The following is an 11431-nucleotide window of genomic DNA, read 5'->3' on the forward strand; positions in this document are numbered from 1 at the left end:
GAGTTTGCTTAATGGCAACTATCAACCAGCTGGTGCGCAAACCACGTAAACGCGTTGTAGAGAAGTCTGATGTTCGTGCATTAGAAGCTTGTCCTCAACGTCGTGGCGTATGTACCCGCGTTTACACTACTACACCTAAGAAACCGAACTCAGCACTACGTAAAGTTTGTCGTGTTCGTCTTACTAACGGTTTCGAAGTTTCTTCATACATCGGTGGTGAAGGTCACAACCTACAGGAGCACAGTGTTGTTCTTATCCGTGGTGGCCGTGTTAAAGACCTACCTGGTGTACGTTACCACACTGTACGTGGTGCGCTTGACTGTGCGGGCGTTAACGACCGTAAACAGGGCCGCTCTAAGTACGGTGCTAAGCGTCCTAAGTCTTAAGTTCGTCTACTCTCTATGAGAGTCGGCGAAGCTGTTAAGCAGGACCTAGTCCGCGCTGGTAGCTAGACCGAGACGATAAGAGTAAGGGCAGGCTTAATTGCCTGAGTAACCTGAAGACCTTTTAAACGATTTATTGAGGGCTTATCCATGCCAAGAAGACGCGTCGCTGCAAAGCGCGAAATTCTACCGGATCCTAAATTCGGAAACATCACACTGGCTAAATTCATCAACCACTTGATGATTAGCGGTAAAAAATCTGTAGCAGAGAGCATCGTTTACGGCGCTCTAGCGAAAGTTGAAGAGCGTACTAAAGCAGATCCTTTGGAACTGTTTGATAAAGCGTTGGAAACTGTTCAGCCTATGGTCGAAGTTAAGTCTCGCCGCGTTGGTGGTGCAACTTACCAAGTACCTGTTGAAGTTCGTCCATCACGTCGTATGGCGCTTGCAATGCGTTGGCTGGTTGACGCATCGCGTAAGCGTGGCGAAAAAGACATGTCTCTTCGTCTAGCGGGCGAGCTACTAGACGCGGCTGAAGGCCGTGGCGCTGCGGTTAAGAAACGTGAAGACGTTCACCGCATGGCTGACGCTAACAAAGCGTTCGCACACTTCCGCTTCTAAGCGTTTTTATCTGGCGAAATGGTGTTATCATTTCGCCAGCTTTAAATTCGCTTTTTTAAAGCCTTCGTTTATGACGAGGGCTTTTTACGTTTCAGGAGTTTGATCAATGGCTCGTACTACCCCAATTAATCGTTACCGTAACATTGGTATCTGTGCTCACGTAGATGCTGGTAAAACGACAACAACCGAACGCGTTCTGTTCTACACAGGCATGTCACACAAGATCGGTGAAGTGCACGATGGCGCTGCAACCATGGACTGGATGGAGCAAGAGCAGGAGCGTGGTATCACCATTACCTCGGCTGCGACAACCTGTTTCTGGAAAGGGATGAATCAGCAGTTCGATGAGCACCGCGTTAACATCATTGATACTCCTGGGCACGTTGACTTTACCATTGAGGTAGAGCGTTCACTGCGTGTACTGGATGGTGCCGTTGTTGTGCTCTGTGCCTCTTCGGGTGTTCAGCCGCAGACTGAAACGGTATGGCGTCAAGCAAACAAGTACGAAGTACCTCGTATGGTGTTTGTGAACAAGATGGACCGTGCCGGTGCAGATTTCTACATGGTGGTTGATCAGCTTAAACAGCGCCTGGGTGCTGTACCAGTACCTATTAATATTCCGATTGGTGCTGAAGATGAATTCAAAGGCGTCGTTGACCTGATCAGCATGAAAGCGATCATGTGGAACGAAGCCGATCAAGGTATGACCTATGATCTGGAAGAGATTCCAGCTGATCTACAGGACCGTGCCGAAGAGCTTCGTGAAGAGCTGCTAGAAGCGGCGGCCGAAGCCAATGAAGAGTTGATGGATAAGTACCTTGAAGAGGGTGAGCTATCTATTGATGAGATTAAAGCGGGTCTGCGTCAGCGTACTCTGAATAACGAGATTGTTTTGATGCTAGCCGGTTCTGCGTTCAAGAACAAAGGCGTTCAAGCAGTACTCGATGCGGTTATTGAGTACCTACCATCGCCGACTGAGGTCAAAGCGATCGAAGGTACATTGGATGATGCTGCTGAGACCGTTGAAACGCGTGAAGCGGATGACAACGCGCCGTTCGCATCACTGGCATTCAAGATCGCTACCGATCCCTTTGTGGGAACCTTGACGTTCGTTCGTGTCTACTCAGGTGTGTTGGTATCTGGTGACAGCGTTTATAACTCGGTTAAGCAGAAGAAAGAGCGCATCGGTCGTATGGTGCAGATGCACGCTAACAGCCGTGAAGAGATTAAAGAGGTTCGTGCAGGCGACATCGCTGCGATGATCGGTCTTAAAGATGTGACCACAGGTGATACGCTGTGTGATGCTGACAAGAAGATCGTTCTAGAGCGTATGGAGTTCCCTGAGCCAGTGATCTCGGTTGCGGTTGAGCCTAAATCACAAGCGGATCAAGAGAAGATGGGCTTGGCACTGGGCAAATTGGCGCAGGAGGATCCATCCTTCCGTGTTGAGACCGATCAAGAGACAGGCCAGACCATTATTTCGGGTATGGGAGAGCTTCACCTAGACATCATCGTTGACCGTATGAAACGTGAGTTCAAGGTTGAAGCGAACATCGGTAAGCCTCAGGTGGCTTACCGTGAGAAGATCCGCAGCAGTGTTGTTGCAAACCACAAGTTTGCCCGCCAGTCAGGTGGTCGTGGTCAGTATGGTCACGTTGTCGTTGAGTTCTCGCCAAGTGATGACGAAGGGTTGGAGTTCATCAATGAGATCGTCGGTGGTGCGATTCCAAAAGAGTACATTCCTGCGATCGAGAAAGGTATCTCTGAGCAGATGAAGAACGGTGTTCTTGCGGGCTACCCATTGATCGGTCTGAAAGCGCGTCTTTACGACGGCTCTTTCCACGATGTCGACTCTAATGAGATGGCCTTCAAGATCGCCGCATCACAAGCACTTAAAAAGTACGCTATGGAAGCTGATCCTTGTCTTCTAGAGCCGATGATGAAAGTGGAAGTCGTGACACCTGAAGAGTACATGGGTGACGTGATGGGTGACCTTAACCGCCGTCGTGGTCTGGTTCAGGGTATGGAAGATACGACATCAGGCAAGGTGATTCGTGCTGCAGTGCCACTGGGTGAGATGTTCGGTTATGCGACCGATCTTCGTTCAGCATCCCAGGGTCGTGCGACCTACTCAATGGAGTTTGAAAACTACGCAGAAGCGCCGAAAAACATCCTTGATGGCATGTTGAACCGCTACTAATTGATATCAGTGATTAAAAAGCAGAGCCGGTTTACCGCCTCTGCTTTTTTATGCCTGTGAAGCTTTGGCCTTCAATCCTTTGGAGGCAAACAGAAGCGTCAAACTAAGGGCTAAGTAGAGTAGTAGATCAGAGGTGTTGGCTTTCCAGCTGAAAATAGCGATTGCCAGTAGAAGTGCAGCACTCAAAAACGAAGCTCGTTGGGATCTGATTTTGCTAAGAAAGGCAGCTGCTCCTAATGCACCTATTAGAACAATAGCCAACACCATAGCGTAACCTGCTCCGGCATCCATTCTACGGCAGAGCTCAAACAGGGCAATCAGTGCCAGTAGGTAACGCCCCCAGGTTTGCATGGTGAAGCTGCGCTGCACCGCACGTGCCAGCAGTGCGCTAGCCATCATAGGGGCCCCTGCATAGAGGGCCAAATTGTTCAGTATCCGAAGCAGTGTCGAACTGTCCATGGAGTCACTGGTCAGGGTGAAGCTGCCAATGAGTGCAATGATCATGCTCAGCAGTGAGAGTCGAGTGACTTTGATCTCACTGCTGCTATCGAGGTCATCTTGCGTCCCTCTGAAGAGGTAGAGCGTGCTAGCTATGGCTGCTAGCAACAGGAGTATTTGCCCCAACAGAGTCATCGTAGATTACCCCAGTTTCGCAAAGGCGCGGTCAGCCGCTGCAATGGTTGCGTCTAGGTCAGCCTCTGTATGAGCGGCGGAAAGGAAGCCCGCTTCATACGCTGAAGGTGCCAGATAGACTCCTTCGTCGAGCATGTGGTGGAAGAACTTTCCGAACGCTTCAACATCACAGGCGGTTGCATCACTAAACCCAGTGATGTTCTCACGATCGGTGAAGAACAGACCAAACATACCACCTACTGCGGTCGTGGTCACAGAGATGCCGTTTTTAGCCGCTACTGCCTTCAACCCTTCGGTGAGGTATTCTGTCTTCGCGCTTAACTCTTCGTACAAGCCTTCACGCTCCATCGCGGTTAGCATAGCAAGGCCGGCACGCATGGCTAGAGGGTTGCCTGATAGGGTGCCCGCTTGGTAAACAGGGCCCAGTGGCGCGATCTGATGCATGATCTCCAGTTTGCCACCAAAGGCGCCAACGGGCATGCCGCCGCCAATGATCTTGCCTAGAGTGGTAAGATCAGGTGTGACACCATAAAGCTCTTGTGCACCGCCGCGCGCTACGCGGAAGCCACTCATCACCTCGTCAAAGATCAAAACGGTTTCGTATTCATCACAGATGGCACGCAAGCCTTCCAAGAATCCTTCTACTGGAGGGATACAGTTCATGTTGCCAGCGACTGGCTCAACGATGATGCACGCAATCTCTTTACCCACTTCAGCGAAGGCCTGTTTGACACTCTCTAGGTTGTTAAACTGCAGTGTGATGGTGTGCTCCGCCAGTGCAGCAGGCACTCCAGGTGAGTTTGGTTCGCCCAGTGTCAGTGCTCCTGAGCCCGCTTTGACCAGCAGTGAATCGGAATGACCGTGGTAGCAGCCTTCAAATTTAACGATCTTATCGCGACCGGTGTAACCTCGCGCTAATCGGATGGCACTCATGGTCGCTTCAGTACCCGAGCTGGTCATGCGAACCATCTCCATTGAGGGTACAAGCTCACAAATTTTGTCTGCCATCTCTGTTTCGATTGCTGTTGGTGCACCGAAAGAGATGCCGTGGTTTAGGGCATCACGCACCGCATCGATCACAGGAGGGTAGTTGTGGCCAAACAGCATAGGGCCCCAAGAGCCGATGTAGTCGATGTACTGTTTGTCATCTTCGTCGAAGATGTAAGCGCCTTCGGCACGTTTAACAAAGACCGGTGTGCCACCGACACCTTTGAACGCACGAACGGGCGAGTTAACACCGCCTGGGATGTGTTTCTGGGCGGCTTCAAATAACTGTTCTGACTTAGACATCAACTTAACCTCGGTAAACATTTTTGACCATTATCCACAGCCAGCAAGGGAGTGTCAGTAGTACGCCTGAACAAATCCCTTGGATCGTGAATCTGGAGTTGGAAATCACTGTGGCGTATTATACAGCACCTGAATTCTTAAGACTCAGTCAGTATGGCTAACATGGAGCGTGGAACTATCGTGATTAAAGTAGGTATTGTGGGTGGCACGGGTTATACCGGCGTTGAACTGCTTAGACTGTTGGCCAACCATTCAGAAGTCTCTGTCGAGGTGATTACCTCCCGCTCTGAAGAGGGTATGCCAGTTGCTGATATGTTCCCCAATCTTCGTGGTCATTACGATCTAGAGTTTACCGTGCCAGATGTTGACCGCTTGGCCGCCTGTGATGTTGTCTTCTTTGCAACGCCGCACGGTGTTGCCATGTCGATGGCGCCGGCGTTAGTTGACCGTGGTGTGCGCGTGATCGATCTGGGTGCTGACTTCCGAATCAAGGATGTACCGCTTTGGGAGAAGTGGTACAAGCTGGACCACAGCTGCCCAGACCTGGTTGAGAAAGCGGTCTACGGTTTACCTGAGTTGAATCGGGAGCAGATTAAAGATGCGCAGTTAATTGCTTGTGCTGGCTGTTACCCCACCGCGACTCAGCTGGGCTTTTTGCCGCTGCTAGAAGCGGGTTTGGTTGATACACGCCGTTTGATTGCCGACTGTAAGTCGGGTGTATCCGGTGCCGGTCGTGGCGCCAGTGTTGGTACATTGCTGTGTGAGTCGAGCGAGAGTTTTAAAGCCTATGGTGTGCCTGGCCACCGCCACCTCCCTGAAATTCGCCAAGGACTCACTTGGGCGGCGGGTAAGCCGGTCGGTTTAACCTTTGTACCTCATTTGACGCCGATGATTCGTGGTATTCACGCGACGCTCTACTCTACGTTGAAAGACCCTGTTGATTCGGGTCTGCAAGAGCTCTTTGAAGCACGTTATGCCAACGAGCCTTTTGTCGATGTGTTGCCTGCAGGTTCTCACCCTGAGACTCGCAGTGTAAAAGGGTCTAACTTCTGTCGTATCAGCGTTCACCGTCCACAAGATGATGATACGGTCGTGGTTCTCTCAGTCATCGATAACTTAGTGAAAGGTGCTTCTGGTCAGGCAATTCAGATCATGAACATTATGTTTGGCCTAAAAGAGAATGCAGGCCTCACTAACGTAGCGTTGATGCCATAATTCTTGACTGTTTTACTTGGTTTTGTGAGAATTCACCCATTCCAATGAATTTTGAGGTGTGTATTCATGTCCGCTGATGCCGATATGATCTTTACTGACTCTGCTGCAAATAAGGTACGTACTCTGATTGAAGAGGAGCAGAACGATAACCTAAAGTTGCGCGTCTTCATTACTGGTGGTGGCTGTGCAGGTTTTTCGTACGGCTTCACTTTCGATGAGTCTGTGGCTGAAGATGATACTGTGGTTGAGAATGCGGGAGTGACCATGGTGGTTGATCCGATGAGCTTTCAATATCTTGTGGGTGCAGAGGTGGATTACAAAGAGGGTCTACAGGGTTCCCAGTTCGTGATCAACAATCCTAATGCAACAACGACCTGTGGTTGTGGTTCATCTTTCTCAATTTAAATGAATGCTATAGGCCAGCGGCTCCTAGCAAGAGTTGCTGGCTTTTTTATTAGGGGGCTATCATGAGTTACAAAGTGTATATGTCGGGTGAAATTCATACCGATTGGCGTGATGTGATTCGCCAAGGTACTGAAGCATTGGGTCTGGATATTACCTATTTGGCTCCGGTCACTGATCACCCTGCCAGTGATGCTGCCGGCGACCACTTGGGAGAGCAGTCAGATAATTTCTGGCGTGATCACCAGTCATCCAAAGTGAACCTAATTAGAACCAAAGGGATGATCGAACAAGCTGATCTGGTTGTGATTCGTTTTGGTGACAAGTATAAGCAGTGGAATGCTGCATTCGATGCAGGCTACTGTGCTGCTTTGGGTAAGCCTTACATTACTCTGCATGCAGAAGATTTGATTCACCCACTTAAAGAGGTTGATGCTCAATCTCTAGCCTGGGCCAAGACGAATGAGCAGGTAGTGGAGACGTTGCGCTACGTCCTTCAGCCTTAAGCGGGAAAGAGCGCGCCAAGGCGACGCTCACCGAAGGCGCCTGTCACAGCTGGGATATTCCCAGCTTTTTTGTTTTTGAAAGCCCAAGCTAGCCAAGCAAAGGCAGCGGCTTCCATGGCATCGGCTGACCAGCCTAATAGGTCGCTGGATATAATGGTGAAGTCAGGTAGGTGTGCTGTTAGGCGTTCAATCAAATGATCGTTTCGCGCGCCTCCGCCACATAGAATCAGTTGACAGTGGGTCAGCTTGGCCTGTTTTAGAGCGTCAGCAATGGTCACTGCGGTTAATTCAGTCAATGTCGCTTGAACATCTTCAGGCGGTAGCTGATCAAAGTCTGCGAGGTTATGATTGAGCCAGTCTAGATTGAAGGTCTCCCGACCGGTGCTTTTTGGGGCGGCTCTTTGGAAATAGGGCTCGTCTAACAGAGCGTCAAGCAAGGGTTGGTTTATATCACCGCTCGCCGCCCATGCACCCTCTGCATCAAAGTGAACCCCCTTATGTTGGTAGATCCACTGATCGATCAGTGTGTTAGCAGGTCCGGTATCAAAACCTTGAATATCTCCGTTTGATGTAAACAGAGAGAGGTTTGCAATGCCGCCAAGGTTCAAAAGGGCAAAGGGTCGGCGCATCTTCTCGGTTAGGAAATGATGGAAGGCAGGTACCAAAGGCGCTCCTTCACCACCTGCTGCAAGGTCGCGTCGTCTGAAGTCGGCAATGACATCGATTCCGGTCATCTCGGCCAGAATATGAGGGTTACCTGCCTGCAGAGTGCAGCCTTCGTCTGGTCTATGTCGTAGGGTTTGACCGTGGTAGCCAATAGCGTTGACCTCTTTAGGATCAATGCGGTGGTCATGCAGGAAGATCAGAATGGCTTCCGCAGCAAAAGTGGCCAGGTCCCTATCTAGGATCATCAGCTGATCAATCGATTGGGGCTGGCCAGTCATAAAGGGAAGAATGCGCTGCTTAAGTTCGTCAGAGAATTCGAAACAGCGAGAGTGCAGTAGTTGATACTCAGGTTCGAAGTAGCAAAGAGCGATGTCGAGCCCATCTAAGCTGGTGCCGGACATGAGGCCCAGAAACATTTTACTCTGCTGCACGACTCTCACTGGCAATCAGTTGCTCAATAGCCTTCTGCTGAAGTGAAGCAATCATATCGTTAGCCACTTTATTGAAGTTGGCACGCTCTTTCTTAGCAATCGGTTGTGCGGCAGGAAGTTTCACCGTCTGTGGGTTCTTATGGACCCCCGCAACTCGGAACTCATAGTGCAGGTGGGGGCCGGTTGCAGTGCCGCTCATACCTACGTAGCCAATGGTCTGGCCTTGCTTAACGCGTGAACCCTTTTTAACCTTGCTGTTGTATTTGCTCATGTGGCCATAGAGCGTAGTGATGTTGCCACCGTGTTGGATAATGACCGTACGACCGTATCCGCCTTTTGTACCGCGCCAAATAACTTTGCCATCCCCGGCTGCCTTGATGGGTGTGCCTGTTTTAGCAGCGTAATCAGTTCCTCGGTGAGGACGTTTTACGCCAAGCACTGGATGGTAGCGCTCGCGTGTGAAGCCTGAGCTGATTCGGCGGAAGTCGACAGGGGAGCGTAGGAAAGCTTTACGCATACTGCGGCCTTCCGGAGTGAAGTAGTTTACGTCACCGTTGGAGTCTTCATAGCGAACGGCGGCGAAAGTATCACCGTTATTGGTGAACTCCGCGGCAAGAATGTCGCCATCGCCAATTCTTTTTCCATCTAAATACTTCTCTTCAAACAGCACTCTAAACTGGTCGCCTTTGCGAATATCCAGAGCAAAATCGATGTCCCAGCCAAATACCTCGGCCAGTTTCATGGTGATGTTCTCAGATAGACCGGCGCTTTTGGCTGCAAGGTAGAGCGAGCTGGAGATCTCTCCAGTGACGAACCGCTGGCGCATCTCGGGTTCAAGTACTAGGGTCTCTTGCTGATAACCCGTATCCGTCAGCGAAAACTCAACTGACTCTAACAGGCTCTTTTCAATGCGCAGTGTGATGAGTTGGTTATCTTCAATGTGAAGACTGAGCGTCTGGCCAGGACGGAGCGCATTGAAGTGCTTGGTTTTTTTATCAGCCTGGGCAATCTTATGAACATCTTTAGCACCTAGGCCGGCACGCTTGAAGATTTTGCTTAGGTTGTCACCGCTTTTGACTTTAAAGCGTTGCCACTCAATAGCGGGTGGCTGTTCTGCCACTTCAGTGGTGGCTGAGGTTTGCTCATTGTGTTCTATAAGGGTTGAAGAGGTGGTTTCAGCCACCGGTAGTTGTGCTTCTGGAAGGGCTTTGGGTGAGATAAGTTCGATCTGAGATCGAGTGGCTTCTACCTCCGATGAAGGAAGTATCGAGAGCATCAAGGCGATAAACGACAGAGACCCAACAACGGCAAGGTGCATCTTAGGAAATCGCTTCGCTTTTCTGAAAATATTTTTAGCCAAACCTACAGCCAGATATTAGTTGAAACAGAGTGTTTGTCCCTTAGACAGTTAATTGTATAAAAGTTCCATCTAGATTCCGATAGATAAAGCGATTTAGCGATGATTTTAATCAAATGGATCCCTTATCAAATTTGTCTAACAGATGATCAATCGGTAGAATCTCGCCTCTCAAATTAAGACCGCAAACATCGGATTGAAACAAACCATGGCAAATATCAATTTAATCGCTGAACTTCAGTCGCGTGGACTTGTCGCGCAAATGAGTAGTGAAGATGAGTTAATGGAACACCTAGAGAAGGGTTCTGTAACGCTCTATTGTGGTTTCGATCCGACGGCAGATAGTCTGCACATTGGTAGCCTAGTGCCGCTGTTAACATTGCGTCGTTTTCAAGAGTATGGCCATAAGCCTTTGGCTCTTGTGGGTGGAGCAACCGGTTTGATCGGTGATCCGAGCTTTAAAGCACAGGAGCGAAAGTTAAACGATGATTCAACGGTTGCTGGTTGGGTGGATAAACTCAAAGCACAAGTGAGTCAGTTCATCAGCTTTGATAACGGCGATAACAGTGCCGAGGTTGTAAATAACCTCGACTGGACTCGAGGCATGGATGTACTGACCTTCCTGCGCGATGTGGGCAAGCACTTCTCTGTAAACTCGATGATTGCAAAAGAGTCAGTAAAACAGCGTATTGATCGTGAGGGATCTGGTATCTCTTTTACAGAGTTTACCTACATGATTCTTCAGTCTTTTGACTTCCAGCAGCTTAATAAGTCGCACGGTTGTACTTTACAGATCGGTGGTTCTGATCAGTGGGGCAACATTACTGGTGGTATCGAACTATCACGCCGTATGAATGGCAACCAGGTGTTCGGTATTACGCTGCCACTGGTAACCAAGTCAGATGGAACAAAATTTGGTAAAACCGAGTCAGGTACTATCTGGTTAGATGCGACTAAAACATCGCCCTACGCCTTCTACCAATTCTGGATGTCGACGGCTGATGCAGATGTTTACAAGTTCCTTCGTTACTTCACTTTCTTAGATGTTGAGAGAATTGCTGACATTGAAGAGGAAGATAAAGCAGCGACTGGTCGTCCTCAAGCGCAAGCGATTCTCGCGGAAGAGGTGACACGCTTGGTGCATGGTAATGATGCAGTAGAAGCGGCTAAGCGAATTACAGAGTCACTCTTCTCAGGTGATATTAGCCAGTTAAGTGAAGCTGACTTTGAGCAGCTTAAGCAAGATGGTCTTCCGGCGACACAGGTTCCAACCGATCTTTCGGATACACCGTTGACGACACTGTTGGTTGATGCGGGTATGGCGAATTCCGGTAAGCAGATCAAAGATGCACTGCAGCGTGACGCTGTCATCGTAAATGATCGTGCCTGTGGTATGGCCGATAATATGTCAGGCAACGAAATTTTCAGCTCTGAAGCAGGCCTATTTGGTAAATATTTCCTAGTCAAACTGGGTAAAAAGAAACACCACCTGTTTTATTTGTAAAAAAGTTAGTTTTTTTACAAAAAAGGGGTTGAATAAAAATCGGGTGTCGGTAATATACGCACCTCGCTTGAGACGAGTGCTCAAGCAGCCACCAAGAGATCGGTGGCACGCTCTTTAACAATTAATCAGGTAATGCGTGTGGGCGCTTGTTGAGGTTGAGCACAAAAGCTTAACAAGACAAGCAACCTATATGTGAATTCATTTAGCGTAATGTTTTTCTTGA

General features: G+C 49.4%; 11 protein-coding genes. 7 read left to right on the forward strand and 4 right to left on the reverse strand.

Annotated elements, in window-relative coordinates:
- Window positions 1–11: 11 nt before the first annotated feature.
- The 3 genes from rpsL (at window position 12) to fusA (ending at window position 3204) form a co-directional block, all read left to right on the forward strand.
- Window positions 12–386: a 30S ribosomal protein S12 gene (gene rpsL / locus XMD579_RS09025; protein WP_173481797.1), complete on the forward strand. Its 375-nt coding sequence runs from the start codon at window positions 12–14 to the stop codon at window positions 384–386.
- 147 nt (window positions 387–533) lie between these two features.
- Complete coding sequence (gene rpsG / locus XMD579_RS09030) at window positions 534–1004, forward strand: 30S ribosomal protein S7 (protein ID WP_173481798.1); 471 nt, start codon at window positions 534–536, stop codon at window positions 1002–1004.
- Between the two features lie 106 nt (window positions 1005–1110).
- A complete protein-coding gene (fusA, locus tag XMD579_RS09035) occupies window positions 1111–3204 on the forward strand; it encodes an elongation factor G (protein WP_173481799.1) in 2094 nt (697 codons plus the stop codon).
- Between the two features lie 48 nt (window positions 3205–3252).
- On the opposite strand, the gene XMD579_RS09040 is transcribed toward fusA, so the two are convergent.
- Window positions 3253–3837, reverse strand: coding sequence for a hypothetical protein (locus XMD579_RS09040; RefSeq protein WP_173481800.1), 585 nt, complete (start codon window positions 3835–3837; stop codon window positions 3253–3255).
- A gap of 6 nt (window positions 3838–3843) precedes the next feature.
- Complete coding sequence (hemL, locus tag XMD579_RS09045) at window positions 3844–5127, reverse strand: glutamate-1-semialdehyde 2,1-aminomutase (RefSeq protein ID WP_173481801.1); 1284 nt, start codon at window positions 5125–5127, stop codon at window positions 3844–3846.
- A 180-nt stretch (window positions 5128–5307) separates the two neighbouring features.
- Between hemL and argC the strand changes: the two genes are divergently transcribed.
- The 3 genes from argC (at window position 5308) to XMD579_RS09060 (ending at window position 7250) form a co-directional block, all read left to right on the forward strand.
- On the forward strand, window positions 5308–6342 hold the full coding sequence (gene argC, locus XMD579_RS09050) for an N-acetyl-gamma-glutamyl-phosphate reductase (protein WP_173481818.1): 1035 nt from the start codon (window positions 5308–5310) through the stop codon (window positions 6340–6342).
- Window positions 6343–6408: 66 nt separating this feature from the next.
- Window positions 6409–6747 carry an iron-sulfur cluster insertion protein ErpA gene (erpA, locus tag XMD579_RS09055; protein WP_173481802.1) on the forward strand — a complete coding sequence of 113 codons (339 nt, stop codon included), beginning with the start codon at window positions 6409–6411 and terminating at the stop codon, window positions 6745–6747.
- Window positions 6748–6809: 62 nt separating this feature from the next.
- Entirely contained in the window at window positions 6810–7250 is a 441-nt protein-coding gene (locus XMD579_RS09060; RefSeq protein WP_173481803.1) for a YtoQ family protein, read from the forward strand.
- Here the strand turns inward: XMD579_RS09060 and XMD579_RS09065 are convergent.
- Together XMD579_RS09065 and XMD579_RS09070 are read right to left on the reverse strand one after the other, a co-directional pair.
- Window positions 7247–8332, reverse strand: coding sequence for an anhydro-N-acetylmuramic acid kinase (locus tag XMD579_RS09065; RefSeq protein WP_173481804.1), 1086 nt, complete (start codon window positions 8330–8332; stop codon window positions 7247–7249). The two genes, XMD579_RS09060 and XMD579_RS09065, sit on opposite strands and share 4 nt — an antisense overlap.
- Window position 8333: 1 nt before the next feature.
- Window positions 8334–9707, reverse strand: a complete 1374-nt coding sequence (locus XMD579_RS09070; RefSeq protein ID WP_254442858.1) for an OapA family protein — start codon at window positions 9705–9707, stop codon at window positions 8334–8336.
- 205 nt (window positions 9708–9912) lie between these two features.
- Here XMD579_RS09070 and tyrS point away from each other — a divergent pair, with 205 nt between their 5' ends.
- Window positions 9913–11208 (forward strand): tyrosine--tRNA ligase, encoded by a 1296-nt coding sequence (tyrS, locus tag XMD579_RS09075; RefSeq protein ID WP_173481805.1) that lies wholly within the window; start codon window positions 9913–9915, stop codon window positions 11206–11208.
- Window positions 11209–11431: the final 223 nt, after the last annotated feature.

The sequence above is a fragment of the Marinobacterium sp. xm-d-579 genome, assembly GCF_013282935.1.
In the GTDB taxonomy this organism is placed as follows: Bacteria; Pseudomonadota; Gammaproteobacteria; order Pseudomonadales; family Balneatricaceae; genus Marinobacterium_E.

What these genes read in the sequence shown, in the direction of transcription:
- erpA (WP_173481802.1), top strand. Translation starts at nt 6,409, where the DNA reads ATGTCCGCTGATGCCGATATGATCTTTACTGACTCTGCTGCAAATAAG.
- XMD579_RS09060 (WP_173481803.1), top strand. Translation starts at nt 6,810, where the DNA reads ATGAGTTACAAAGTGTATATGTCGGGTGAAATTCATACCGATTGGCGT.
- rpsL (WP_173481797.1), top strand. Translation starts at nt 12, where the DNA reads ATGGCAACTATCAACCAGCTGGTGCGCAAACCACGTAAACGCGTTGTA.
- fusA (WP_173481799.1), top strand. Translation starts at nt 1,111, where the DNA reads ATGGCTCGTACTACCCCAATTAATCGTTACCGTAACATTGGTATCTGT.
- XMD579_RS09040 (WP_173481800.1), bottom strand. Translation starts at nt 3,837, where the DNA reads ATGACTCTGTTGGGGCAAATACTCCTGTTGCTAGCAGCCATAGCTAGC.
- hemL (WP_173481801.1), bottom strand. Translation starts at nt 5,127, where the DNA reads ATGTCTAAGTCAGAACAGTTATTTGAAGCCGCCCAGAAACACATCCCA.
- rpsG (WP_173481798.1), top strand. Translation starts at nt 534, where the DNA reads ATGCCAAGAAGACGCGTCGCTGCAAAGCGCGAAATTCTACCGGATCCT.
- XMD579_RS09065 (WP_173481804.1), bottom strand. Translation starts at nt 8,332, where the DNA reads ATGTTTCTGGGCCTCATGTCCGGCACCAGCTTAGATGGGCTCGACATC.
- tyrS (WP_173481805.1), top strand. Translation starts at nt 9,913, where the DNA reads ATGGCAAATATCAATTTAATCGCTGAACTTCAGTCGCGTGGACTTGTC.